The following is a 24,327-nucleotide window of genomic DNA, read 5'->3' as shown; positions in this document are numbered from 1 at the left end:
GAATTGGCTAGCTTTATTGTAGAACAGGGAAGAGAGGAGCACAATGGAGAACAAGTTAACTTTTGATTGATAAAGTCAACCATGGGTTGATAAAGAGTAGCAATGCTCTTTTTTCTTGTTGTAAGATGTATTTCAGTGTTTAATGAAAGAAAACGAGGTGAGGGTTCGATATGAAAGTGATAGCAATGATTGACTCATTTAAAGGGAGTGCTACCTCGGAAGAACTAAATCAGGCAGCACTTAAAGGGTTTCCAGTACAATGGGAAAAAGAATCAATCCCCATCGCAGATGGTGGAGAAGGAACGATGGCTGCGTTATTTGCTGCCTATGGAGGACAGTATAAATCCGTAACAAGTGTCGGTCCCCTAGGAGAAGAACGAGTAGTTTCGTATTTACTGACAACAATCAATCAAAAGCGAATAGCGATTATTGAATGTGCAGCAATCATCGGTATCCAATTACTTGATCCTTCAGATCAAACAACCAGACAGGCTAGTTCATACGGGTTAGGTCTTTTGATCGCAGATGCAGTCAATGAAAAAGTAGCACAGATCTATGTAACGTTAGGTGGCAGTGCAACAACAGATGGCGGACTGGGTTTATTGGAAGCATTAGGTGCGGAACTAATGTATCAACCTGCGGTAGATGCGCGCAATCCTTTGTTGACCATAAATCATTTTTCGATAACAGCAGTGCAGAAACAGCTTTCTGATATCGAACTGTTGGTTTTAGCAGATGTAACTAATCCTTATACTGGAGCTGAAGGATTTGCAACTACTTTCGGACCCCAGAAAGGTGCTTTACCTCAGACGGTGCAGGTATTGGAGCAGCAAGCAAAAAAAGTAGCGTATTTCGTACAGCAGGAATACCAAATTGATTTAAATGGGATCGCCGGAACGGGTGCTGCTGGAGGTATCGGGGGTGCGATGGTCTTACTAGGGGGACAGATCTGTCCTGGATTTATGACCATTGCGAAACTGTTGAAATTAGAGACTAGAATCAGTGATGCTACGTTGATTATCACCGGTGAAGGCCGTTTTGACCGTCAAACTGCAGCCGGAAAAGTGCCATTAGGTGTGGCCAAAATCGCACAGTGCCATGCTATTCCAGTTGTTGCATTGTGTGGGCAAAGGGAGCCTGATCTAGGAGAGATCGGTCAGTATTTTGCTGGTATTTTCAGTATTCAACCAGGCCCACTTCTCCTTGATGAAGCAATGAAAAAAAGTATAACGCTCGCAAATATGGCAGAAACCGCACAGGCTATCGCGATGTTTTATGAAAAAATCACAAGAGCGAATCATGGTGATGGTGGAGGAAAGGGATCTTTCTAATAGAGCGTTTTTTTAATGGGCATTTTTTTCATATAAGTCTGAAATAATCGACCGTTTATTTTTAAGAATCCCCCCTATACTTATAGACAAGCGAAAGCTAAAAAGACATTAGGGGGAATGACAATGAAGTGGTATCAAATTTCAAAAGAACAATTGATGAAGCAGCTACAGTCCGATCGTCAGGGACTTTCAAATAAAGAACGTCAGGCACGGTTAGAAGCAGATGGTGCAAATCGCATTGCAGAAAAAGTTCAAATCAAAACTTGGCAAAAAATCGCAAAACATTTTACGGATCTGTTGATGATCGTGTTGATGGTTGCTGCAGCTTTAAAGGCTGTTACAGGTGATTATGTAGAAAGTGGCATTATTCTTCTAGTTGTTATCATTAACGGCATTGTTGGTTACTGGCAGGAACGAAAAGCGGAAGAATCTTTGGACGGCTTAAAACAAATGATGGGCCAAGAAGCCGTAGTCATTGTGGAAGGGCTGCAGCAAACTGTTGCCGCAGAGTCGATCGTTCAAGGAGATTTAGTCTCATTGAAGGCGGGCGATGTCGTACCAGCGGATATGCGATTGATCGAAAATCATGGATTGGTCGTAGAAGAGTCGATCTTAACTGGAGAATCTGAGCCAGTCAAGAAAACAGAACACGTCATCACAGAAAACAGTATTATTGGAGATCAAAAGAACATGGTCTTCTCTGGAACACTTGTTCAAAGTGGGTCAGCTATCGGTGTGGTAGTAGCAACTGGCGACGAGACAGAAATCGGTAAGATCAATCAAGCTTTGCAGTCAGTGAAATCACAAGAGACACCGTTGGTAAAGAAAATGCATCAGCTGAACAAGCAGATTTTTCGCGGTATTGTCGCGCTGATTCTCTTCTTAATTTTCTTTACCGCATTCCGGTATGGTCTAGAACTAAACGTGTTGTTTTCCTCAGTGATCGCGTTAATCGTAGCAATGGTTCCGGAAGGATTACCAGCTGTTTTAACCATGATTTTGTCAATGGGTGTCAAAGAAATGGCAGATCAGCAAGCAATCATCAAGACGATGCCCTCGGTGGAAACGCTTGGTGCAATGACAGTCATTTGTTCGGACAAAACAGGAACGTTGACAAAAAATGAAATGACCGTTGTAGATACTGTCACTGTAACCGAAAAAGAGCAAGCGCTAATGTACGATATCATGGCAAATTGTCAAGATCTGAAACAAGACAGTTCTCAGCGGGCAGCAGATTTGCAAGGTAATCCTACTGATCGGGCGCTGCTGCAGTATGTGGAGACTCAGGAATTACCCTTGCAACAAGTTGCAGCAAAAATTCCTTTCAGCTCTACTTACAAGTACATGGCAACTTTGCATCCTTTGCAAGAGGATCAATCAATCTTATATGTAAAAGGTGCTCCAGAAGTTTTGTTAAGTAAAAGTCAGCTATCAGAAGATCAAGTATCCAATTGGCAGCAAGCGGCTTCTGAGCTAGCTCAGAAAGGACAGCGGGTCTTAGGGTTCGCATACAAGACAGTTCCAGCATCTAGTCAAGTTGCTCATGAAGAAGTTACTGATTTAGTCTTTGTAGGTCTTGCAGGAATCATTGATCCGCCCAAAGACAGTGCAATCAAAGCAGTGAGAGAGTCCTTACAAGCGGGGATCAGAGTCAAAATGATCACAGGAGACCACAAAGAAACGGCGCAAGCCATCGGCGAGCAAGTCGGGTTGAAACATACGAAGAAAGTTCTTGAAGGATTAGATATCGACCAAATGACCGATGAGGAGTTGGCACAGCAAGTCAATCACGTGGATGTTTTTGCTCGGACGACACCAGAGCACAAGCTAAGAATTGTGACCGCTCTACAAAATAATGGTGAGATCGTAGGCATGACCGGAGACGGTGTCAATGATGCTCCCGCATTGAAAAAAGCAGATATCGGGATCGCTATGGGGATCAAAGGAAGTGAAGTAAGCAAGCAAGCAGCCGATATGGTTTTGGCAGATGATAACTTCCATACAATCGCGAATGCAGTCAAAGAGGGGCGACGGATCTTTGACAATTTGAAAAAAACCATCAATTTCTTTTTGCCAACAGCATTAGCGCAAGGATTGATTGTCATTTTTGCTCTCTTGTTAAATCGCCCATTACCTTTGACTCCAGTTCAGATCCTGTGGGTCAATATGGTAACAACAATTACATTGTCCTATGCACTAGGATTCGAAAAAGCGAGTAAAGATGTGATGGACCGGCCGCCTCGTCCAGTCAATGAAGGAATTCTTTCCATGTACAGCATGTTCCGAATCGTCTATGTTTCTCTACTGATCATGATTCCTGCGTACTTTTTGTCCATGCAATTTGAAGGGCAAGCAGTCCAGCAAACGATTCTCCTACAGAACATCGTGTTAGGACAAGCAGTATACATGTTGAATTGTCGGGAGCTTTTAGAGCCAGCATTGAACAAGAGTATGTTCCAAAATAGGGCGCTGTTCATTTCTCTTGGAATCTTGGTGATCTTGCAAGGAATGGTTCTGGTGTTGCCAGTTGCGCAGCAACTGATTGGGACAACTACATTGACGCTTGTACAGCATCTTAGTATCGCAGCAAATGGCCTCTTACTCTTTGCGGTGGTTGAAGTTGAAAAGCATCTAATGAAGCGGCGCGTCAATCGGCAAAATACAAAAACAACCAATGAACTAAGCTAAGTCATTGGTTGATCAGATAATATGTTTGGATGAGCTCAGTCAATTGATTGAGCTCATTTTTAGTTGGCAGCATTGAAAGATAGAAGACTGGTAATTTGGGATCATCCAAAGGGACGTTCGAAATAATGAAGTCGTCATCCCGAGTAGTCATCCCTACGAATTCAGCTGGTTCGACTGGGACTAATTCGATCCTAGAACCTAAATAATCACTTATTTCCTGTTGCAAGAAAACTTTCCATGCTGGTTCTCCTTGAAAGAAGAAGAAAGCTCGGGTCGTTACGGGTCGTGCCTGAAGCACAGCTTGTTGCACGAGGAGTGAAGCCATATTCAAGATATACTTAGGCTCATCGGTTACAATGGCAAATTTTGGATCTAAGATAAATTTCCGTAATCGTTCAAAAATTGCTTGATAGTTGTGTTGACGAATGTGCATCATTTCTTGATATTCCAGTTGAAATTGTTCAGACAGTTTTGCGGATTCATTGAATTTTAAGACCAAAAGCAGCAAATTGTCCGCTAACTGAGTTTCAGAAAGTAGAGGAATCGCCAATTCTTGCCCAAGTTCTTGAACAAATCGCTGGACGGATTGTTTGATTTTCTGATAGGCATCCAGTGTGACAGCAATTTTGCTTGTCCACTGATTGTTGTAATTCCAACTTTCCAGAAAACAATAGAAACTAAAGAAACACTCATCCTGATCCAAATAGACGCCTTCTTTTTGATAAACCTTCTGCAACGGCTGCTGGTATTGTAAAAAAAGCGGATCAGAAGGATCAAAAGCAAATGCACTGACACGACAATTAGCTTTGATCCGGATTGTATTGATGAAGAACCAGCAAGTACCAAAAATTTGTTCAGACAGAACGTCTAGTTCTTGGCGTTTCAGTGACTGCAAAAAGATAAGATAATGTGATTCATGAATAGCATAATCTTCAAAGAAATAATTATTGTGGGTAAAAGGCAGCAGCAGACGATGGAAGAAAACCCGAATGCTGATCTCACTACCTGACAGTTTGGCTTGCTTGGCGTTCAACTGAATTCGAATATTGTATGGTTTAATGCCACGGTTGATTTTTGTAACATGACGTTTCAATGTTTCAAAAGAGATACCACTGTCGTGCAAGAAAGATTGTGTTGAGATTTCTTTTGCAAAGAATAACTGTTTGATTAACATAGCGCCAATCGAAAGGGGCAGGAAGCTTTCCCATAATTGGTTAGTTAGTTGGGAATTTCTTTTTAGTAAAGACAACCCATTGCTGGTCGCTTCAATTTCCCAGCCACTAGGCAATTGCTCTCGAATATACTGAATATCTGTAAAGACAGTCCGCTCTGTAGTTTGAATCGAAGCAGCCAATGCCTTTGCCGTAATCGTTTTGTGATTGGATAACTCTTCGAGAAGCAGGATCTGCCGTAATAAATCTTTTTCTGTAATGATACTTTTCATCATTGTATCCATAGAAAGCTTCCTCTCCGATTCAGAATGAGCTGATTGGTAAAAAGTTTTCTTTTATTTTACCTCGCATTGATTCAGAATGCTATTTCTTTTTCGCATAAGAAAAGGGGGAGCAGGATTTTTGCTTGGATCATTCAAGCACAGTAGTATTCTATAAGTTCTTGTGTCATCTTGAATTCTACTGTAGCTCATTTATTAACTATTCTTAGTCCGAAAACGACAAGTTTTGGGGTTCCGTTGGGTAATACTGTTCACTATTAAATTCGGTTGTTTGAACATCATTGGGAACGAGTTCTAAACAAAAATCATCAGCCCACAAAGTGCCTTTTCCCTGCAACAAAAACCCAAAATTTAAAACTTCAGCTTCCTGGGGGACATCTAAGACCGAAGAATAATAATTCCAATCATTTGTGCCTGTTACTGGACGATTCTGCATATTATCGAACGCTAGTTGTTCAAAATTCTTGCCATCAATTCTCAACCAAATTCCTCCCCAACCCTCAATTGATTCTGATTTTAGGTATGCGCTTAATCGCACACGTTGATTAATGTAATTTTTTGCACTCACTTGTTGCATAACAGTTGCAAAATTCTCCGTATATAAGCTCTCTGTTTGGCTCATTTTTACTGACTGATTTCCACTATGAAAATTCATTTGATCAATTGTCACTTCATATTTGTCAAAATTATTTCCCGAAAGCAACCAACCATTTATTTTTGTCTCACTCATTTTTTGATTCCTCCTAAAAAAATTTTTAAATTGGATTCTATATTGTCGAGGAGGGAGTTGATAATAGGACTTAAAAACTCTGGAAAATGCCTCTTGTGAGGAAAAACCGCTGATCAGAGCAATTTCGATAATCTTCAATTCGCTCTTCAAAAGTAGTAGGGAAGCATGGGCCATACGTCGTTTTTGAAGATATTTATATACTCCCATGCCCAGTTGTTTTTTAAATACACGCTGAAAATGAAATTCTGACATGCCGGCTTTTTTTGCAATTTCTTTTGAGGAGAGATCGCCAGTCAAATTATTTTCAATATAGAGTAATGCCAGTTGAATGTCTTTTGTATAATCCATAAATCACCTCACTTCCTCTCTTTATGTAGAATACATCTTTTATTGGAAGGTTTTTTGATAATTAATGCTTTTTTACGATAGGTGAGAAATCTAGTGTAACAACGATAAGTTCTATTGAAAAGTACGAATTAACGTTCATTTTTCTAGTGATGATTATAACCAATAAAAGAACTGAGTTCGAGACACAATCATTTCTTTTGAAAAAAAAGTGAAGAGGAGTAAAATATAAGTGAAAAAATGAACATTAGGAGGAAAAAACATGTGTACATCAATTACTTATTCAACTCGAGATCACTATTTTGGTAGAAACTTTGATTATGAGCTGTCTTATGAAGAAGTAGTCACGATTACTCCTAGGAACTATAAGCTGTCTTTTCGAAAAGTTGGTGAGTTATCACAGCATTATGCGATGATTGGGATTGCTGCTGGTATAGCAGATTATCCGCTGTATTATGATGCTACCAATGAAAAAGGTTTAAGCATGGCTGGGCTAAATTTTGCTGGTTTTGCAGATTACAAAGAACCGGTTGAGAATAAAGACAATGTCACACCATTTGAATTCATTCCCTGGATATTAGGGCAATGCAGTACAGTAGCTGAAGCAAAACAATTGTTGAATAAAATCAATTTGGTTAATATCAATTTTAGCGAAAATCTTCCGCTATCGCCTTTACACTGGTTATTAGCGGATAAAGACTCTTCAATCGTTGTAGAAAGTATGAAAGACGGACTTCATATCTATGATAATCCCGTTGGTGTCCTAACGAACAATCCTTCTTTTGACTATCAGTTGTTCAATTTAAATAACTATCGTTCTTTATCTAGTAAAACGCCAACCAATACCTTCTCAGATGCAATCGAATTGAATGAGTATAGTCGAGGAATGGGCGGAATTGGGTTGCCTGGGGATTTGTCCTCGATGTCTCGATTTGTGAAGGCAGCATTCACGAAACTGAATTCTGTATCTGGTGATTCAGAATCAGAAAGTATCAGCCAATTTTTCCATATTTTAGGGTCTGTCGAACAGCAAAAAGGATTATGTGATGTGGGGGGTGGGAAATATGAATATACCATTTATTCTTCTTGCTGCAATGTCGACAAAGGAGTTTATTACTATCGGACCTATGAAAATAGTCAAATCGTCGCTGTAGATATGCATAAAGAAGACCTAGACAGTGAAAAACTGATTAGTTATCCGTTAGTTGAACAACAGCAAATACACGTTGCTAATTAATCGGTAAATAACTTTCAGAGAACAACGGTAGCGTACGTATCGCTTGGATGAAGTGATCGAAAGAGAAGTTGGTTTTTACTGCTAAGAAATACGACAGAAGGTGATTGATGACTAGCAGCAATGACCGACGCCTTTAGATAATTGATTTATGAATCCGTGTGTTACAGTTTTTTCGCGATAACTCGGACATTCGTGAGATGAAAAATAAAAGAATTTGCTAGTTTGGTAAGATGCACTTTTTGGTTGAACAAAGAGTGCATCTTTGATTTGTATTTGGTACAGATTGGGCACAAAGCAAAACAAAAACCGCTAAGGTCAAGGGTCCTTAGCGGTAAAACAACGTTTTTTGAATATGGGTTCACCTAAGTAATTTCGATCAAGGAAGTTCATGAGTTTTATTCTTCTGGATAATCGAAAGGGATATCAGGATAGGCAAAATTTTCTTTGATTACTTTTTTACTGTTTTCTGAGGTTCCAGATATAATATAATTAAATGATAAACGTTTTTTAAATCCATAATTTTCTACTGCGTAAATAAAACTATAAATTAATTCACAGTCTTCTAAGGTAGGAATGTAATCTTTGGGAACAAGATTTCCATTATAAAATTTTCCCGTTTTGGTAATTTCTTTTTTCCAATTTTCAAAATCTTTTTTTGTTGTGATATCTTTTGAAAAATAGGTTTCATATTTATTAGAAAGAGGGTAAATATCTTTCACTAATAGGATTTCTTCTTGAGGGATTTCTTTTGTTTGGCCTATAAAGTTATCGATCTTTTGGTAAGATGTGTATTCTTGATATTTAAAATAACCGAAATATAATAGGATCACCACTATTACAAATAAAAAACAGCTTAATAAAATGTACAAAATTTTTTTCATAAGAATCTCTCCTATTAATAAGTTCCAACTTTATATGGTTTGTAAGAAGTAGTGAATATATTAGGCAAGGCACCTGGAGCAATGAACGTAAGTCCTGAAGCATAGCTTTGCATGACCGGAGCAGAACCACTACCATACCAAAAAGCATGGAAAACCAATTTTGAACAGTAGGTTGGATTTGTAGATAGCGTATTAGGACCAATGAAATAATCATAGTGACGGTTCTTTTTATAGCCACCAGATGAATTCCAAAAAATTTTGTCCGCATAAGAAGCGCATTTATTTGCCATAGTTTTATTTGGGAGCCGCCAGATTTGGACCCAATTATCTATATGTCTGATACTCTTAGCTCCTTGTTCACTACCACCATTTATCCACTTTTCTTTACTAAATTGATGGTTATTATCTTTCATGACACCAGTAGGCCATTTGTTAATTACTCCTCCTCCAGACATCTCTAAGATATAGTTATCACTAGTGGCGATTGCTGCATGCCCCATACCACCACTGACAACAATAATATCTCCTTTACGAAGATCACGTTTGAAACGGTCTGCGTTTTGCTTTTGGGTTGCACGTTTTTGCCGTTGATTATTGCGAGGAGAATGTCCTTCTCCATCCGGGAAGGCACTGTAATTTAATATTTCTCCAAACCAGTTATCATAGGTTAATCCAGCGCCAACAACTTCTTTCATTTCTTCATAAGTTGTTTTATTTACTTGATAATTCTCTTGAAAAGCTTCATAGGAGTATAATTCTCGATTAACTTTTCCTTCAGCGATTCCTTTTTCATATAATTCTTTGATTTTCGTTGCTTCTTGATCTGTTAGTTCTGGAGAATTTGTTTGATCAGAATCATATTTTACTTTGTTTTCGTCTTCAATATCCCAAAGAGATGTTCGAGATTCTTGCTCTGATGAAGTGGCTGCAGTAGGTGCTGTTTCTTCTTCAAGTGAGTTTGTTAGTATTGGATCAGAAATATCAGTTGATGAAACGGTTATGAAGGTGTTGCTTGTATCGGTGGTAGTAGTTGAACGCTTTGAGTGTTCTTCTGAATAAGCGTTTCCAATGAAGCTTAGACCAATGAATAGCATAGAGAGAATGGAGAGGACGATATATAATCTTTTCATTTAATTCACGCCTTTCTGTAGTGTTTTGAATTGTATATATATTATATCTAAGTGGAAATTAACATTAATAATGTAAAAAAACAACTTACGCTTTTGTCACGTGATTATTGAACAAGCGAAAAAGGTTTTTGCACTAAGAACCTTTTTACTTAGAATCGAGGAGGAGATTTTTTCTTTAATGATGGTTAGTTTCAATTTTTTTAACCTACAAGCTTTGACAAGCTTAATTTCGATAGATTCGTGTAATCTGTGTGCTTATAAAACTATAGTATGACGTAAAAATGTCCCGTGATGTCCATAAACGGTAAACAAAAACCGCTAGGAATTCATATTCCTAACGGTTTGTATATAGAACATATGATAATATAACGTCACAGGAGGGATTCGAACCCCCGACCGTCCGCTTAGAAGGCGGATGCTCTATCCAGCTGAGCTACTATGACAAGTCAGCAACAAATAACATTATAGAAAAAGGAGCGCCTAATGTCAATCGCTTTTCGCTATTTTTGCCAACTTTCTTTAAAATGACTCGTTACTCGCTGGTCGTAGCCACGTCCACATGATCTGCTTCTTTCGTAATAAGAATAACGCCATCTCCTAAGGGAATTAAGCTAGAAGTCAGTTGGGGATGATCCATCACTGTATTGAGGAAAAGGTTTAGTTTACGATGGATGGCCCGTTGTCCTCGTGGAATGTCTTCTATAGGATCTAAAATCGTTCCTGCCTGAAAGACGTCATCGACCATTAATACGCCGCCTTTACGTAAAAGTCGTAAGCATTCCGGTAAAAATTCGATGTATTTAGACTTTGCACTATCCATGAAAATAAAATCGTAAGGGCCATCAAGTGTCGGCAAAACATCTGCTGCCTGCCCCTCTAAAAGAGTGACTTTATCCTCAAGACCCAATTGTTTGTAAGTTTCTCTGGCTTTTTTGATCATGACATCATAGCGATCGATGGTAGTTACGTGACCATCACCTACATACTGTGCCATCAAACTTGAAGAAAAGCCGATTGCTGTACCGATTTCTAATATTTGTTTGGGTTTCATTTGTCCTAATAAAAATTGTAGGAACACCACTGTCTCATGCGGAATAATAGGTACTTCTTTTTCATGAGCTGTTTGTTCGATTTGGCCTAGTTTCCCAGTTAACTGTTTTTGTTTTTCCCGCATAAACGCCACTAGTTCTTTTTTTACTACTGGACGATGCATCATTTCGTTACGCATCCTGCTCCTCCTAAATAATTACTGTTACTTATTATACGGATAACTCTCTATGAGTTCAATCCTTTCTACTTGGGAAAAGAACAGATCTTTTGCGCAGTAAGACAAAAAAACCAGTCGAATGACTGGTAGGGGAGAAAGGTTGAAAAATAATTTTTGGTATACAATGATACTAACAGAGCAATGTTTAAATTGTGTTAAGAGTCTGTGAAGATATAACCAGTATTCGCTGAAAAAAATCTGTTTTAAAGGAACGTATTTCAAAATAATTTCTTACTTCTAAGAGATATGGAGAGAGAAAAGGACACTTTTATTTCTTTTTCTCTATTATTATCTATCTAAATATTCAGAAAATTCAATTAAAAGCATTGACAGATGCAGTGTCTTTCGGTATCTTCTTATATAAGGTAACGAGAAGCAGAAAGTGACAGGTGAATAAAATGAATAGAAATAGACCGATGAACACTAGCAACTTATTATTACCGTGAGGACTCTTTTTTGTATTTCATGATCTGATGACGTGAAACAGAAGAGTCCTATTCGCATTGCATAAAGGGAAGACCTTTATGGAGTGCTTTTTTTATACCCTAAAAGAACAAATGAGCCAGAGGAGGAATCAGTTTGAGACAGATCCAGTTTTTTGACACCACCCTTCGAGATGGAGAACAGACCCCAGGAGTGAATTTCAATACGAAAGAAAAGGTACAGCTTGCTTTACAGCTGGAAAAATGGGGAATTGATACAATTGAGGCAGGTTTTCCAATTGCTTCGGAAGGAGACTTTGCTGCGGTTCAAGCAATCGCAACTGCTGTATCCACGATGACAGTGGCAGGTCTGGCACGCTGTCAAATTAAAGATATTGATCGCGCTTATGAGGCATTAAAGCAAGCAGTAAGTCCCCAGATCCATGTGTTTTTGGCAACCAGTGAAGTCCATCGCCGTTATAAACTAGCCATGACTAAAGAAGAAGTAATCCGAGCAATCAAAGAACACGTTACCTATGCTAGAACCTTATTTGACAAGGTTCAATTTTCTCCAGAAGATGCGACCCGCACAGAAAAAGATTTCCTGTTAGAAGCGGTCCAAACAGCGATCGATGCCGGGGCGACCATCATCAATATCCCGGATACCGTTGGATATAGTAATCCCACTGCCTATGGCGAATTATTTGCCTATTTGATTGCCAATACCAAAAGCAAGGAGCCGATTATGTTTTCTTCCCACTGTCACGATGATCTGGGAATGGCAACGGCGAATGCTCTGGCAGCTATTGAAAACGGAGCCACTCGTGTGGAAGGAACGATCAATGGCATTGGTGAACGGGCAGGAAACACGGCGTTGGAAGAGGTGGCATTGGCATTGCATGTGCGTCAAGATTTCTATGACTGCACCACGAATATCCAGTTAGGCGAAACCAAACGAACCAGTGACCTAGTTGCTCGACTATCAGGGATCGCTGTTCCTAAGAATAAAGCGATCGTTGGAGGAAACGCCTATGCACATGAATCGGGTATCCATCAAGACGGCGTCTTGAAGAATCCTGAGACATACGAGATCATTACGCCGCAATTAGTCGGTGTTCAAACAAATTCGCTACCGTTGGGAAAATTATCTGGTCGACATGCGTTTATAGAAAAGATGAATCAATTAGGCTATCAGTTTGACTCTGAGGAAACAAATGCATTGTTCAAACGATTCAAAGAACTGGCAGACAAAAAGAAACAAGTAACGGAGCAGGATTTGCTGGCGTTAGCAGCGGATCAGGGTCGCACACAAACAGAGGGCGTTGAATTAGAGGCTGTTCAGCTGCAGTATGTCTCCAATGGTCATCAAGGTGCCGTGGTATCGATCACAAAAGATCATCAATCTTATGTTGCCTCAGCAATTGGCGCTGGGAGCATTCAAGCAATCTATAATTCGATCGACCAGATTTTTGAACAGCAACCGCGACTGCTAAATTATGAAATCACGGCTCTTACGAGTGGAGAAGACGCGCAAGCAGAAGTGCATGTAGCTATCGAATGCACAGAGACAAACCGACAAATCAGTGGGATCGGTGTTGATTTTGATGTATTGCAAGCCTCTGCAAAAGCCTATGTACAAGCTAGCGCTGCTTTGAAGAATCGAGGCGAGAATAAATGAAGAAAATCGTCGTTCTTGCTGGTGATGGCATCGGACCGGAGATCATGACCAGCGCATTGCAAATTGTAAAGGCGTGTTTGCCAAGCAACGCGCATTTCTCTTTTGAGTCTTACGCCTTTGGCGGACAAGCCATTGAGCAGTGTGGCACACCACTACCAAAAAAAACATTGCAAGCTTGTCAGCAAGCGGATGCCATTTTGCTCGGAGCCATTGGAGATCCCAAGTGGGAAAATGCAGCTTATACACCGGAAAAAGGTTTATTGGACTTGCGGCGTGCGCTTGATCTTTATGCCAACATTCGCCCCATCAAAGTAACGGATGCTTTTTTACCCTTTTCTCCTTTGAAAGAGCAGATCGTTAAAGGAACCGATCTGGTACTGGTAAGAGAATTGACGAGCGGCATTTATTTTGGAGAAAAAAAGCTATCGGCAACAGAGGCTTCGGATCTGAATTATTACCATAGGGAAGAGATTCGCCGTATCTTACGAAAGGCGTTTCAGATCGCACGAACTAGACAACGGCGAGTCGTATCCGTGGACAAGGCCAATGTCTTGGCAACAAGCAAATTATGGCGAAAGGTGGCGAATGAAGTAGCGCAAGAATTTCCCGATTGTCAGTTAACACATCAATATGTTGATTCTGCCGCTATGAAGATCCTGCAACAACCAACTGCATTCGATGTAATTGTGACTGAAAATCTTTTTGGCGATATCCTTAGCGATGAGGCGTCAGTCCTTCCAGGATCATTAGGTGTTTTGGCTAGTGCAAGTCATAGTCTTTCTGGGGTTTCACTGTATGAACCGATTCACGGTTCAGCACCGGATATTGCCGGCAAAGATATTGCTAATCCCATTTCAATGATTCTGTCTGTGGGGATGATGCTAACTTCTTTTGGGATGAAATCAATTGCTGATCAAATGGAGCAGGCCTGCTATCAAGTGATGGAAGATGGGGTCGTGACTTGTGATCTTGGAGGTAATGCTACTACAACAGAGTTTACGGATGCGGTAATCAAAAAATTAGGGGGCTACTGAATGGGTAAAACATTATTTGACAAACTCTGGGAACGTCATGTAGTGCTGGAAGAAGGTGAGGCACAGCTGTTATATATCGATCTGCATCTGATCCATGAAGTGACTTCTCCTCAAGCTTTTGAAGGACTGAGGCAAGCTGGCCGGCGTGTTCGTTGCCCTGAAAAGACCTTTGCAACGATGGACCACAATGTCCCGACTAAAGATATTTTTACGATCACGGATTTGGTTGCAAAGAAACAGATAGATACACTGCGCAACAACTGTCAAGCGTTTGGGATACAGTTATGTGACAATGGCTCAGCCCGACAAGGAATCGTACACATGGTTGGCCCGGAAACCGGTCTGACACAACCGGGGAAGACGATCGTTTGTGGAGATTCACATACAGCCACACACGGCGCGTTTGGTGCTATCGCTTTTGGTATTGGAACAAGTGAGGTGGAGCATGTTTTTGCAACTCAAACGATTTGGCAAACGAAACCAAAACGTATGGGGATTGAGATCAAGGGAACCTTGCAACCAGGAGTCTACGCTAAAGATATTATTCTTGCTCTGATCGCCACTCACGGTACGGATTTTGGAGTAGGTCATGCCATTGAATTTTATGGAGAAACAATCCGGAATCTGTCAATGGAGGAGCGCATGACGATTTGTAATATGTCGATTGAAGGTGGGGCGAAGATAGGGCTGATTGCCCCTGATGAAACAACCTTTGCTTATGTCGCGGGTCGGGAATATGCACCGAAAGAGCTCGCTGACGCAATTGCAGACTGGCAGACGCTAAGAACCGACGAAGATGCGGTTTTTGATACCCAACTGACACTTGATGCTTCTCAGCTGGAACCTTATATTACGTGGGGAACCAATCCTGAGATGGGAGTGCCTATCAGTGGAGTATTTCCTGAAATTCGTGACCATAATGATGAACAGGCTTATCAATATATGGCATTGCACCCTGGACAGCGAGCCGAAGATATTCCAATTGAATATATTTTTATCGGTTCCTGCACAAATGGTCGACTCTCTGACTTGCAAGAAGCCGCAACTATTTTGCAAGGAAAAAAAATCAAAGATGGGGTCACTGGCATCGTGGTTCCAGGATCACGTCCAGTTAGAAAAGCGGCAGAAGAACTGGGGTTAGATCAGATCTTTAAAGATGCAGGTTTCGAATGGCGAGAGCCTGGTTGTTCCATGTGCCTAGGCATGAATCCAGATAAAGTACCAGCGGGCGTCCATTGTGCTTCTACATCAAATCGGAACTTCGTTGGACGTCAAGGTAAGAATGCCCGTACCCATTTATGCAGTCCAGCAATGGCTGCGGCTGCCGCTGTTTATGGACGTTTTGTAGATGTTCGAGAAATCGTCGGGAGGAAAAATTAATGGAAGCCTTCACTTACTATCAAGGGAAAACGATCCCATTAATGAATGATAATATTGATACTGATCAAATTTTACCGAAAAACTATTTAAAACGGGTTGAAAAGACAGGATTTGGTCAATACCTTTTTGATGATTGGCGCTATTTACCAAAGCGCCGTCCAAATCCTGAATTTATTTTGAACTTTCCAGAATACAAAGAAGCGTCTATTCTCATTTCTGGAGATAATTTTGGTTCTGGTTCTTCGCGTGAACATGCGGCTTGGGCGCTGATGGACTACGGCTTTCGTGCAGTGATTGCCGGCAGTTTTAGCGATATTTTTTATATGAATGCAACGAAAAACGGCTTGTTGCCTATCGTTTTATCGCTTTCTGTTCGTCAAGAATTGGCAGCATTGGCTCCTGATGAGAGGATCGCTATTGATCTTCCCAAACAGCAAGTAACTGTCAAACAAACGGTCTATCCTTTTGAGATCGATGCAACATGGAAGCACAAACTGGTCAATGGATTAGATGAAATTGGCATCACGTTGCAAGAAGAAAAAAAAATTACTGCTTATGAAAAAACAATCCCTCATTATCGCCGCAACTAAAAGACAGAAATGCGAGATGTTAGTGCAAGCCATACTCTCTGATGCGATTCAAGCCAGACCAATCTTGATGGATCCGCTCAGCCAATGTTCGATTATAAAAAATAGCAGCAGGATGATACATTGGAACAATCAGGTATTGTTTGTCAGACCACGTATAACCATTTTTTTCAGCATTCAACTGTTGGATCGCACTTCTGATTGGCTGCCTATGAACATTTGTAATGGAATAGCGATTGCCTAATAATCTTTGTAACCCGATGTTTCCAACCGTAGCAATCAAAGGCGGATCTACCTTTTGGATTTCGTAATCCAATAAAGGCGCATGCAACAAGACTTCTTTTTTTGTTGGCGTTCGATTGGGGTGCACTACTTCATGTGCGCCACTTCGTTTGTTGATTCGTTCTTTGATCGAATAGGGACGGCTCCGTACTGCACTCGTGATATATACCTCTTCACGTGTCAGTCCGGCTAACGCCAAAGAGGCCATCAGTTCTTTGCCTGCTTGGCCACTGAAAGGAATAAAATTCTCGATTTCGGTACGTCCAGGTGCTTCACCAACGATCATTAATTTAGGATGAAGTGGTCCTTGACCAGGAACAAAACCTTCAAGCTGATAGGCTTTTGATTGTTCAATGATTGGCTCAGCTAGTTTTTTTGGGTAGTTCATTTTAACACCTCATTTGTTTCTTTCTTCTATAGTAAAACAACTTACTTAAAAAAAATAGTAAAGCGGCATGACGAAAATAAATCCTTAGTAAGTGTATAATATTTACCAGACAGATGAGAAATTGATGAGAGAAAAATCTCCTTTTTCAACAGACACAGGCAAGAAAGAAATTAAAATAACAAGCAAAAAACTTCTGACAGAACAATTCGTTCACAGAAGTTTTTTTGTGTTTGGTGAATGACAAAGGAGGAAATGTCGATGGCAGAATCAAATGTGTTTGTCCCATATACGTTAGCGGATCTAAAAACAGGGACATTTGTGAAGTATTACAAGATATTCAATGAGATCGAACGCTATTATTATTTGCCTATTGAAGCTGGGATTTTATATGGATTAATGGTGGATCGTTTGATGTTCAATGAACAGAGTGAACGTACTTTGTTAGACAAAGAGGGAAAACCTTATATTTTGATGACGGTCAAAGAGATGCAGTTTTATACGAAAGTACGTTCCGAACAAACCATTCGAAAGATCATGGAACAAATGGAGAAAGAAGGATTGGTTCGAATTGAACATCAAGGGAATCAATTCTTAAATGGGAAGGTGGTTAAGAAATTACCAAATCGAATTTATGTTGGGAAAATTCAGATCCTGCCAACAGATGTTTTTTTGGAAAAGACCTGGAAAAAAGATGGGACGCTTATGAACGATCCGTTTTATGCCAATGGAGATATTCAATCAGAATATCTTGGACAAATGATGCAAGGAAATGTCCCAGCGGTGCCGAAGGCCAATGAGGTGAAACTTCCTGAGAAAACAAGTGAAACTCCTGTACCCTCAAAATTTGAGGATACAGGAAAATCCCGGTCTGACGCTGTAACCTCAAAAAATGAGGGTACAGGAGAACCGACAAAAAGCTTGAGAAATCAGGAATCGAAAAATCTCGAAAAAAATCAGAGGGCCGATAAATCCCGGTCTAATGCTGTAACCTCAAAATTTGAGGTATGTAAAGATCTAAAAGAACTACCTGATACTAAAAATATTGATACTAAAAACATCGATACAAAGACAAGGAATTCTCTCAACGATCGTTTTGCGCCAGTGGAGGAATCGTTCGAGGAGAAAAAACAATACGAACAAGAAGCGATCCTACGCACACATTTTGTCCAGACACATCAAGGCACATTTTTTGAAGATCAGGCCTTGCAACATATGGCTTTATTTAGTCCCAGTGTCATTGCGGCAGAAGACATGATTGATATTGCCTATCAAACAAAAAAACAAGTGGAATATCGAAAACAAAAGCTCGCGTCTCAAGGCACAAACTATCGGATCTGTGCAGAAAATTTCCAACAAGAATTATCTACCTGCGTCTTACGATTCTTGTCTCAGGAAAAAATCAATCGTGCCAAGGATAAGCCTTATGTCAACCGGGAAAAAGTATGGCATGCTACGATAGAAACCTTTTGGGAAGCTTGTATGTATACGGCGGATCGTCAGAAAGAACCTGTACCAGACACCGAACAACTTCCGCTGATTCCAGGGCTGGAAAATGAGATTCGAAAACGAAAAAAACGAGATCGAAAAGAAGCTCAAACGTGGCTTTATACAGAGATCGAAGAAACACCGATCCTTCACTTAACGGATTGGCTTAGAAATGAAGCGATCCAGAATGGTTGAGGGAATGGTAAAAGAAAAAGTCTATGAACAGGAGTATTTCACGAAAAAACACTTTGATGCTTTTTGTGTGACTTGCGGCAGTTTTGACGAAACCAGACGATTCCATTTTTCTGACGGCTCCATTGAGAAGATTCCTGTTGTTCGATTCTTTGAATGGCATAAACACCAAGGAAAATTTCGTGAATACCTGGTGATTCCTGAACCACCCACTCGAAAAAAGCGATACAAGACGCAACGGTTTTACTTAGAGACCTACGATTTTGCGGAGATTTACCCACAACTTGCGACGATCTATGATTTGAACGGGCTTTTGATTGCCCAGCGGAGACATCCGTACCAGCCTTTTTATTGGGTATGTCGTAGGACATTTTACCAAACAGACACGCAAGAATACGTGACAGAGTATCAACGGAGGAGGCGAAAAAGGAATGGACAGAAACCAAGCATTTCCTGAAAAATCCGGCCCACGGGTGAAGGATCAAGGGATTTTTCGGATGACGGATATCCAACGTCTCGGGGCAGAGTGCCAGTGTTTTCCCGCATTTGAAACGGTTTATTTATCGGACGGAAAGAAACGGATCATTCGCCATATCAGAAAGTTTCGTGTCGAAGACAGAGATGTTGTGGAATTTGAGGAATACCATGAAGGAAAGGAGCGTAAAATCTATGAAAAACAGACTTTGCCCTTAAAAGCGATCTATCCAGAGATCAAACGCGTAACGGATGCGTCAGGAAAAACGATCGCACGCCGCTTGAAACCTGAACAGCCGTTACGTTGGCTGCTTCCAACAGGGCGACAGAGTAAAGGCTAAAAATTGAATACACAAACACTTGATGTTCTCTTTTTCGATGTACCTTAACATCTGATCGAAAGTAATTGGACGCTTGGAAAATCTATGGAGGACTTAGCGAATACCGTAGACTTAGGGAGTCTGCGGCTAAAGTTAGGGCATACGTGCTAGACCTTTTTTGACATCAACGTCGGTTCTCTTTTACACATGTACAACAACGAATTGGTAGTGTGAGTCCATGCGGTAGGAACTGGGAACAGGAATGAACGGAAACGATGACGGTTTTCGGTAAACCATAGATGGCACAAGTAAGAAGATTATCGGAACGATCAGCCATAGCGCCTTATCTAATCAGAACCGCTACTAAGGGGATAAGGTTACGTACATTTTTGAAATAGAAAATCAGATTTCCAGTAATGTGGAGATCACTTAGGGGAAGTTTTTGAAAAGACTTTTTCTGAGCGTATGCGGGAGTACATGTAGGCACTTGCGAAGACCCTATCAAGAAGATGGGCGAGCATTTACCGTTGTCTACTAGGGTTTCTGGATCCGGACGCCATAATCCAGTCGAATGCCCGTTAGGGTAGATCGAAGAAGAGAACAGAGAAAGGCAAAGAAGGAATTGATTGAAAAGGAGCGAGTTTTTTGAAGCAAGAAAAAATACCAGCGAGAAGAAGAAACGACGAGCAAAAGGGGATTCCATCAAAGAAACACCTCATAAAAGAGCCCCTAGCAATGGGACCTCTCGGACAAAAGAAAGGTCAAAAAATCAAAATTGCTTTTTTAGACGGGAAAGTGATGGTAGGAACATTGATTCAACTGACGAAATATGAATTGGTGCTGGAAGCGGAAGGAAAAGAACGCCCAATCGTCGTTTTTAAACATGCCGTGAAGTATCTTTACTAGCGAAATAGGGAGGAGAGAAATATGACACGATCTGAAAGAGAACGAGAGCCAAAATATTGCTTTACAGGCGAGACCAAATCGTATCAACAGCGAACACTGTATCGGATTCAAGCGTGTCGATCGTTTGGAACCGTGAAAGCCGGCGAGGTGGGTGGTTGGATAGAGAAACAGGAAAATCTTTCACATGAGGATACTTGTTGGGTTTCTGATGAAGCGATAGTGTGTGATGATGCCTGGGTTCATGGCCATGCCCAAATTCAAAAATGGGCAAAGGTCCGAGACCAAGCGGAAGTGTATGGCTATGTGGTAGTGAGTGATTTTGCGATCGTTTCAGAACACGCCCGATTGACGCAACGTGCGGAAGTATTCGATCATGCGAAAGTAAAAGGCTGTGCCGTCATCAGTGATTTTGCGCGGATTCAAGATTATGCGGAAATCTCTGGTCAAGCTTGGGTGTATCAATATGCGATCGTTGGCGGATGGGAACAAATCGGTGATCGAGAGCGGATTATCAGCGATAGCCTGCATAAGAAGCATTTTCAACGGAAGTTGCAGTTTTGGACAGAAAGAGAGCAATTCTTTTACTGATAAACATGTTTTCAGATCTGTTGACCCGTGCGAGTGTCGGGCTCCTCCCCCAGTGTTTTTTTCACTTTCTTTTTTCACTGGGTCATCGGTTTAGACACCTCCCGACATTCGTAGGAGTCAGCAGATGAGATGAATAGAAAGATAGAATGGGGGAAAGAACATGGATCATGTAGAAAAACGAGCGGATACGATGGCCAAAATCATCAGAGAAAATACGGATACAATCAATGAAAAAGAAATGCTTTTAGCAGAATTGATCAACGATGAACTGTTGAGAGAAGACATACCCTTTAATCAAAAGCTGCAAATTATCAAACAAGTGATGGAATTGGTCGAAATCCAAGAGCCTCTTACAAAAGAAGAACGACTGGAAATTGTTTGGGAACATAAAAACTTATTTTCGATTCGGACCATTAACTTAGATACAGGCAAATCAGAAATTAGTTGGAAAAAAGATGAGTTAGCGCGTTATTGTGATATGTACGGAGTGACGATTGAAGCGTTTGTTCATTGGAAACTTGGGAAACATTTCGTCAGCGAATAATAGAAACAGGTGAAAGGATGCTTAAACAAATCAAATTACAAAAGATCGGGTTTAACAACTCGATCAAGCGCAATGATTTCTTTGATCATGAGAGCGAATGTTGGATTGTTCGAGCGATTGCCCAAAATCGAGTGAAAGCAAGATATGTCAATATGGGAGGCAATTCAGGTTGGCAACATGACCTGATTGAAGCAACAGTAGTCGCGCAAAAAATCGGTACGTTCGATCCAAACAATCGAGTTTCCAGCGAAACAGAAATCATAAGCACCTGCAAAACAGCTTCGATGAATGCATTGCCTTCCTGGGAAAAACGACGAACGGTAAAAGTTGGAGATGTATGTGAATTGGGAGAAAATGCTTTTTATATCACAAGGGAAATCACAGAAATCAAATATAACTTTGTGGATGTGGTAACAGTATTAAAAGGGTACAGCGTAACGGAGTTACCGCCGCTAGAAATTCAAAAGCTGAACAATCAACGACGATTAAACGAATTGGGGTGGTCGGTTTGTTGCTAATAGAGAAAATAAATCAAAGGAGGAAATTCGATGGGGTTGAAACCATTGGAAAAAGTGGAAGAGGTAAAACATGGGGATATTGTTCGTGTGGTATCTCATGAACAAAACTGTGGGATTGACGAAGGTGCCTTCAAAGCAATCGTGGTCAATTCCAAAGAGGATGGTTTGATACTTGTACCTGAAAATTTTGAAGAACGGGTGTTTCGTGCAGTAGAAAATGGCGCTTATTGGGAAATAGGCGTAGAGTGGTTGCTTGAGAATGATGTGGAGATCTATCTGCTTTACCGATTTGATCAATTGGTAAAGGAATATTGGAGGTAATTTCATTATTGATTAACACACTTGATTGAAAGAAAAACAGAAAGGAGAAAGTGAAGAGATGGAGATTGCAAATGATTGTTTTTTCTGTATTGTACCTATGGAAGGAAAAGATGTATTTACATTATACAATCTAAACAAGGAAGAAGCGTTAGCTTTGTGTATGAAATATGTCGCTCGTGCTTCTCATGAATTAGGCGTACCAAATTCCGTTATTTTTCGGCAAATGAAGATGCTGAGAGAAGTGTTATTGCTTTATGATTTAGATGTGGAGCGTCAGATTTGTATGCAGGAAGGAAGAGAATAAATGAGAAAAATCATATCTGTGGTTTTGGTATCAATGGGGCTCTTCCTATTCAGTGGTTGTACGGATGCAGATATTGCCTCCTATAATTTGAGTGAAGATGCCGATAATTTTAAAGTATTACGAAAAGTGACGTTTATCAACACTGTAACGGATGAAGTACTGTATACCGTTGAAGGAAACTTTTCTATTGCAGCAGATATAGGCGATAATCAGTTGGAGATTACTGCAAAAACTGGCGAGGATCAATTTCAAAAGCATTTTCTAGGCTTATCACCAACGACGGTTTATATCGTGGAACAATTGGAATGGCAAGAAACAAATCAATATCAGTTCAAAATCACCATTAAGCCAAGTGCAATATTACCAGATGTGGATATTCGTTAGGGGGAGGAAAAATGAGCCAAGTCGTGTATGGCATCATGCTATTTTGTATCTGTTTGTTTTTCTGGGGAATGTATCGTTTGTTGGGTTGTTGCATGCATTGGATGGTTGCTCAGATTTGTGCATTACTGGAACAGCGACCGAAGCGCTTCAAATAAAAAAGGCTGTCGTGAAAGGACAAACGACAGCCGCTGAGCTAGATTGTTTAGGGTTGATGGGTATCCATGAAACTGATGATATGAAAACTAGCTCAAATCAAGTATACAACAGAAAAGAAAGAGAAAAAAGGGGAAACGAGTGGTTGGCTGACTGGTGCGAGTATTTGAAACTCCTTGTATTTGACCGATTAAAACCAAAAAATCCCAACAAAAAATGATTTTCAACACGGAATACTCGTACCGGTCAACCAATCAAAAAAAGAAAGAAGGTAGAAAAGAAGATGAATAGAGAAGTGAATGGTTGTGTGGTGTTTGAAAAACAAGGGAATGATTTGTCAGTAAGTGTAGGGAATTTAAGTGCGGCCGATGCCTTAACGCTATCGATTGTTTGTATTGTTTCTCTGGCCAAGACTTCTGGGATTTCACTGGTATGTATTCACCAAACATTAGATCAGATTGATCAGTATTTGGTGTTAGAGGAGTGTGAGCAGCAGAATGAGTGAGGGGAATGTGATAGTAAAAAAGCTGGCGAGAAAAGCATTATTTGAATTAACCGATGAAGAACGCCACCCGAATTGGGCGGATGATCCGCAAGCAATCAAACGACGGGATCGGTTACTCGTGATTTTAGGTATACCCATCGATCTGGTTCGTCAAGACGGAGAAACGAAAGAAACGTTTCAAAAACGATCCCATCAGTATTACTTTGATTTGCGTCCAGGATTAGAAGAACGGATAGTTTCAGGTTTACTTGCAGGAAAGAAAGTCAAGCATCTCTGTGAAACCTATCAACTTTCACGATCGAAACTGATGTATCTCCGGGAAAAGTACCATTTATTGAAAGAGTAGAAAAAGGAAGGAGAGAGAAAATGTCTGCGGAAAGTATTCATTGGACGATGCGTCTGTTTGTTTTACTGGTAATCGCTACTTGTTTACATGAAGGACTTCGATCGTTCTATTATAGAAGAGCGCCAGTCTTTTTCTTTGGAATGATTGGCGCAGCATTGATTTGTTGTTTTTTAGATTTCCCATATCTTATGGCAGAAGTAAGGGAAATGAGAGAAGCGCTTAGTTTTCATAAGTAAAAGAGCTGATAAATAAACGAAGGGACTTAAACAAACGAAGGTTCTTAGAAACAAGGAGACTGATTATTTTTGATTATTAGTTTTGTTGTTTGGTTATCATTCGTATTTATGGCAGTTGTTGGATTGATTGAATTGCTTGCTTCAGAAAATGACGAGGAATTGATACGTATCGTTTTTTTATCTTTTGTTACGGCTATTTCTTTGTTTTCTTTTTTTAA

General features: G+C 40.4%; 28 protein-coding genes and 1 tRNA gene. 22 read left to right on the top strand and 7 right to left on the bottom strand.

Annotation, left to right across the window (positions count from 1 at the left end):
• The first annotated feature begins 170 nt into the window (after window positions 1-170).
• Window positions 171-1,331: a glycerate kinase family protein gene (locus EG2_RS06560; RefSeq protein ID WP_060814051.1), complete on the top strand. Its 1,161-nt coding sequence runs from the start codon at window positions 171-173 to the stop codon at window positions 1,329-1,331.
• A 123-nt stretch (window positions 1,332-1,454) separates the two neighbouring features.
• Window positions 1,455-4,019, top strand: coding sequence for an HAD-IC family P-type ATPase (locus tag EG2_RS06555; protein WP_060814050.1), 2,565 nt, complete (start codon window positions 1,455-1,457; stop codon window positions 4,017-4,019).
• 1 nt (window position 4,020) lies between these two features.
• On the opposite strand, the gene EG2_RS06550 is transcribed toward EG2_RS06555, so the two are convergent.
• Entirely contained in the window at window positions 4,021-5,475 is a 1,455-nt protein-coding gene (locus tag EG2_RS06550; RefSeq protein ID WP_060814049.1) for a helix-turn-helix domain-containing protein, read from the bottom strand.
• A gap of 202 nt (window positions 5,476-5,677) precedes the next feature.
• Complete coding sequence (locus EG2_RS06545) at window positions 5,678-6,550, bottom strand: helix-turn-helix domain-containing protein (RefSeq protein WP_060814048.1); 873 nt, start codon at window positions 6,548-6,550, stop codon at window positions 5,678-5,680.
• A 259-nt stretch (window positions 6,551-6,809) separates the two neighbouring features.
• On the opposite strand from EG2_RS06545, the gene bsh reads away from it, so the two are divergent.
• Entirely contained in the window at window positions 6,810-7,784 is a 975-nt protein-coding gene (gene bsh, locus EG2_RS06540) for a choloylglycine hydrolase (RefSeq protein ID WP_060814047.1), read from the top strand.
• A 395-nt stretch (window positions 7,785-8,179) separates the two neighbouring features.
• Here the strand turns inward: bsh and EG2_RS06535 are convergent, their stop codons facing one another.
• From EG2_RS06535 to EG2_RS06520, 4 genes are all read right to left on the bottom strand, one after another.
• On the bottom strand, window positions 8,180-8,665 hold the full coding sequence (locus EG2_RS06535) for a DUF3139 domain-containing protein (protein WP_060814046.1): 486 nt from the start codon (window positions 8,663-8,665) through the stop codon (window positions 8,180-8,182).
• Window positions 8,666-8,679: 14 nt separating this feature from the next.
• Window positions 8,680-9,795 (bottom strand): hypothetical protein, encoded by a 1,116-nt coding sequence (locus tag EG2_RS19375; RefSeq protein WP_211279853.1) that lies wholly within the window; start codon window positions 9,793-9,795, stop codon window positions 8,680-8,682.
• Between the two features lie 369 nt (window positions 9,796-10,164).
• A tRNA-Arg gene (locus tag EG2_RS06525) sits at window positions 10,165-10,238 on the bottom strand.
• A gap of 89 nt (window positions 10,239-10,327) precedes the next feature.
• The gene (locus EG2_RS06520) at window positions 10,328-11,023 is read right to left on the bottom strand and encodes an O-methyltransferase (RefSeq protein WP_060814045.1); all 696 of its coding nucleotides are present in this window, start codon (window positions 11,021-11,023) and stop codon (window positions 10,328-10,330) included.
• 618 nt (window positions 11,024-11,641) lie between these two features.
• Here EG2_RS06520 and EG2_RS06515 point away from each other — a divergent pair.
• From EG2_RS06515 to leuD, 4 genes are read left to right on the top strand one after another with little or no spacing between them, the layout of a single operon-like run.
• Window positions 11,642-13,162: a 2-isopropylmalate synthase gene (locus tag EG2_RS06515; protein ID WP_060814044.1), complete on the top strand. Its 1,521-nt coding sequence runs from the start codon at window positions 11,642-11,644 to the stop codon at window positions 13,160-13,162.
• The gene (gene leuB, locus EG2_RS06510) at window positions 13,159-14,196 is read left to right on the top strand and encodes a 3-isopropylmalate dehydrogenase (protein WP_060814043.1); all 1,038 of its coding nucleotides are present in this window, start codon (window positions 13,159-13,161) and stop codon (window positions 14,194-14,196) included. The genes EG2_RS06515 and leuB overlap by 4 nt, the downstream gene beginning before the upstream one ends.
• Window positions 14,197-15,576, top strand: a complete 1,380-nt coding sequence (gene leuC / locus EG2_RS06505) for a 3-isopropylmalate dehydratase large subunit (protein WP_060814042.1) — start codon at window positions 14,197-14,199, stop codon at window positions 15,574-15,576. It begins immediately after the preceding gene.
• Window positions 15,576-16,166 (top strand): 3-isopropylmalate dehydratase small subunit, encoded by a 591-nt coding sequence (gene leuD / locus EG2_RS06500; protein ID WP_060814041.1) that lies wholly within the window; start codon window positions 15,576-15,578, stop codon window positions 16,164-16,166. The genes leuC and leuD overlap by 1 nt, the downstream gene beginning before the upstream one ends.
• Window positions 16,167-16,185: 19 nt before the next feature.
• Here leuD and EG2_RS06495 read toward each other — a convergent pair whose 3' ends face one another.
• Window positions 16,186-16,833, bottom strand: coding sequence for a uracil-DNA glycosylase (locus tag EG2_RS06495; protein ID WP_060814040.1), 648 nt, complete (start codon window positions 16,831-16,833; stop codon window positions 16,186-16,188).
• A gap of 258 nt (window positions 16,834-17,091) precedes the next feature.
• Between EG2_RS06495 and EG2_RS06490 the strand changes: the two genes are divergently transcribed.
• The 15 genes from EG2_RS06490 to EG2_RS06425 all read left to right on the top strand — a co-directional run bounded on the left by EG2_RS06490 (window position 17,092) and on the right by EG2_RS06425 (window position 24,109).
• Window positions 17,092-18,513 carry a helix-turn-helix domain-containing protein gene (locus tag EG2_RS06490; RefSeq protein ID WP_060814039.1) on the top strand — a complete coding sequence of 474 codons (1,422 nt, stop codon included), beginning with the start codon at window positions 17,092-17,094 and terminating at the stop codon, window positions 18,511-18,513.
• Window positions 18,491-18,967, top strand: coding sequence for a hypothetical protein (locus EG2_RS06485; protein ID WP_139243284.1), 477 nt, complete (start codon window positions 18,491-18,493; stop codon window positions 18,965-18,967). Before EG2_RS06490 ends, EG2_RS06485 begins: the two co-directional genes overlap by 23 nt.
• Window positions 18,942-19,325 (top strand): type IV conjugative transfer system protein TraE, encoded by a 384-nt coding sequence (gene traE / locus EG2_RS06480; RefSeq protein ID WP_060814037.1) that lies wholly within the window; start codon window positions 18,942-18,944, stop codon window positions 19,323-19,325. The genes EG2_RS06485 and traE overlap by 26 nt, the downstream gene beginning before the upstream one ends.
• Window positions 19,326-19,949: 624 nt before the next feature.
• Complete coding sequence (locus EG2_RS06475) at window positions 19,950-20,210, top strand: hypothetical protein (protein WP_060814036.1); 261 nt, start codon at window positions 19,950-19,952, stop codon at window positions 20,208-20,210.
• Between the two features lie 21 nt (window positions 20,211-20,231).
• Window positions 20,232-20,798 (top strand): hypothetical protein, encoded by a 567-nt coding sequence (locus EG2_RS06470; RefSeq protein WP_060814035.1) that lies wholly within the window; start codon window positions 20,232-20,234, stop codon window positions 20,796-20,798.
• Window positions 20,799-20,958: 160 nt separating this feature from the next.
• A complete protein-coding gene (locus tag EG2_RS06465) occupies window positions 20,959-21,342 on the top strand; it encodes a hypothetical protein (RefSeq protein WP_060814034.1) in 384 nt (127 codons plus the stop codon).
• Between the two features lie 17 nt (window positions 21,343-21,359).
• On the top strand, window positions 21,360-21,860 hold the full coding sequence (locus tag EG2_RS06460; protein ID WP_060814033.1) for a hypothetical protein: 501 nt from the start codon (window positions 21,360-21,362) through the stop codon (window positions 21,858-21,860).
• 30 nt (window positions 21,861-21,890) lie between these two features.
• Window positions 21,891-22,181, top strand: a complete 291-nt coding sequence (locus EG2_RS06455) for a hypothetical protein (RefSeq protein ID WP_060814032.1) — start codon at window positions 21,891-21,893, stop codon at window positions 22,179-22,181.
• A gap of 58 nt (window positions 22,182-22,239) precedes the next feature.
• The gene (locus EG2_RS06450) at window positions 22,240-22,485 is read left to right on the top strand and encodes a hypothetical protein (protein WP_139243287.1); all 246 of its coding nucleotides are present in this window, start codon (window positions 22,240-22,242) and stop codon (window positions 22,483-22,485) included.
• The gene (locus tag EG2_RS06445; RefSeq protein ID WP_060814030.1) at window positions 22,486-22,869 is read left to right on the top strand and encodes a beta-sandwich lipoprotein; all 384 of its coding nucleotides are present in this window, start codon (window positions 22,486-22,488) and stop codon (window positions 22,867-22,869) included.
• A gap of 11 nt (window positions 22,870-22,880) precedes the next feature.
• Complete coding sequence (locus EG2_RS18780; RefSeq protein WP_156424228.1) at window positions 22,881-23,024, top strand: hypothetical protein; 144 nt, start codon at window positions 22,881-22,883, stop codon at window positions 23,022-23,024.
• An 11-nt stretch (window positions 23,025-23,035) separates the two neighbouring features.
• Window positions 23,036-23,242, top strand: a complete 207-nt coding sequence (locus EG2_RS18775; RefSeq protein WP_139243289.1) for a hypothetical protein — start codon at window positions 23,036-23,038, stop codon at window positions 23,240-23,242.
• Window positions 23,243-23,305: 63 nt separating this feature from the next.
• Window positions 23,306-23,527, top strand: coding sequence for a hypothetical protein (locus EG2_RS06435; RefSeq protein WP_060814028.1), 222 nt, complete (start codon window positions 23,306-23,308; stop codon window positions 23,525-23,527).
• Window positions 23,520-23,873, top strand: a complete 354-nt coding sequence (locus EG2_RS06430; protein ID WP_060814027.1) for a hypothetical protein — start codon at window positions 23,520-23,522, stop codon at window positions 23,871-23,873. Before EG2_RS06435 ends, EG2_RS06430 begins: the two co-directional genes overlap by 8 nt.
• 20 nt (window positions 23,874-23,893) lie before the next feature.
• Entirely contained in the window at window positions 23,894-24,109 is a 216-nt protein-coding gene (locus EG2_RS06425) for a hypothetical protein (RefSeq protein ID WP_060814026.1), read from the top strand.
• The last annotated feature ends 218 nt before the right edge of the window (window positions 24,110-24,327 follow it).

It is taken from the genome of Enterococcus gallinarum NBRC 100675 (assembly GCF_001544275.1).
GTDB lineage: Bacteria > Bacillota > Bacilli > Lactobacillales > Enterococcaceae > Enterococcus_D > Enterococcus_D gallinarum.
The sequence above is the reverse complement of the archived record's forward strand: the minus strand, read 5'-3'. Positions and strand labels throughout refer to the sequence as shown.

Coding starts and splice junctions, on each gene's coding strand:
- EG2_RS06520 (WP_060814045.1), bottom strand. CDS start 11,023: ATGCGTAACGAAATGATGCATCGTCCAGTAGTAAAAAAAGAACTAGTG.
- leuB (WP_060814043.1), top strand. CDS start 13,159: ATGAAGAAAATCGTCGTTCTTGCTGGTGATGGCATCGGACCGGAGATC.
- EG2_RS06455 (WP_060814032.1), top strand. CDS start 21,891: ATGGGGTTGAAACCATTGGAAAAAGTGGAAGAGGTAAAACATGGGGAT.
- EG2_RS06445 (WP_060814030.1), top strand. CDS start 22,486: ATGAGAAAAATCATATCTGTGGTTTTGGTATCAATGGGGCTCTTCCTA.
- EG2_RS06485 (WP_139243284.1), top strand. CDS start 18,491: ATGAAGCGATCCAGAATGGTTGAGGGAATGGTAAAAGAAAAAGTCTAT.
- EG2_RS06560 (WP_060814051.1), top strand. CDS start 171: ATGAAAGTGATAGCAATGATTGACTCATTTAAAGGGAGTGCTACCTCG.
- EG2_RS06435 (WP_060814028.1), top strand. CDS start 23,306: ATGAATAGAGAAGTGAATGGTTGTGTGGTGTTTGAAAAACAAGGGAAT.
- EG2_RS19375 (WP_211279853.1), bottom strand. CDS start 9,795: ATGAAAAGATTATATATCGTCCTCTCCATTCTCTCTATGCTATTCATT.
- EG2_RS06470 (WP_060814035.1), top strand. CDS start 20,232: ATGACACGATCTGAAAGAGAACGAGAGCCAAAATATTGCTTTACAGGC.
- EG2_RS06460 (WP_060814033.1), top strand. CDS start 21,360: ATGCTTAAACAAATCAAATTACAAAAGATCGGGTTTAACAACTCGATC.
- EG2_RS06430 (WP_060814027.1), top strand. CDS start 23,520: ATGAGTGAGGGGAATGTGATAGTAAAAAAGCTGGCGAGAAAAGCATTA.
- EG2_RS06555 (WP_060814050.1), top strand. CDS start 1,455: ATGAAGTGGTATCAAATTTCAAAAGAACAATTGATGAAGCAGCTACAG.
- EG2_RS06545 (WP_060814048.1), bottom strand. CDS start 6,550: ATGGATTATACAAAAGACATTCAACTGGCATTACTCTATATTGAAAAT.
- EG2_RS06450 (WP_139243287.1), top strand. CDS start 22,240: ATGGAGATTGCAAATGATTGTTTTTTCTGTATTGTACCTATGGAAGGA.
- EG2_RS06490 (WP_060814039.1), top strand. CDS start 17,092: ATGGCAGAATCAAATGTGTTTGTCCCATATACGTTAGCGGATCTAAAA.
- EG2_RS06425 (WP_060814026.1), top strand. CDS start 23,894: ATGTCTGCGGAAAGTATTCATTGGACGATGCGTCTGTTTGTTTTACTG.
- EG2_RS18780 (WP_156424228.1), top strand. CDS start 22,881: ATGAGCCAAGTCGTGTATGGCATCATGCTATTTTGTATCTGTTTGTTT.
- EG2_RS06465 (WP_060814034.1), top strand. CDS start 20,959: ATGGATCATGTAGAAAAACGAGCGGATACGATGGCCAAAATCATCAGA.
- EG2_RS06535 (WP_060814046.1), bottom strand. CDS start 8,665: ATGAAAAAAATTTTGTACATTTTATTAAGCTGTTTTTTATTTGTAATA.
- EG2_RS06550 (WP_060814049.1), bottom strand. CDS start 5,475: ATGGATACAATGATGAAAAGTATCATTACAGAAAAAGATTTATTACGG.
- EG2_RS06495 (WP_060814040.1), bottom strand. CDS start 16,833: ATGAACTACCCAAAAAAACTAGCTGAGCCAATCATTGAACAATCAAAA.
- leuD (WP_060814041.1), top strand. CDS start 15,576: ATGGAAGCCTTCACTTACTATCAAGGGAAAACGATCCCATTAATGAAT.
- traE (WP_060814037.1), top strand. CDS start 18,942: ATGGACAGAAACCAAGCATTTCCTGAAAAATCCGGCCCACGGGTGAAG.
- leuC (WP_060814042.1), top strand. CDS start 14,197: ATGGGTAAAACATTATTTGACAAACTCTGGGAACGTCATGTAGTGCTG.
- bsh (WP_060814047.1), top strand. CDS start 6,810: ATGTGTACATCAATTACTTATTCAACTCGAGATCACTATTTTGGTAGA.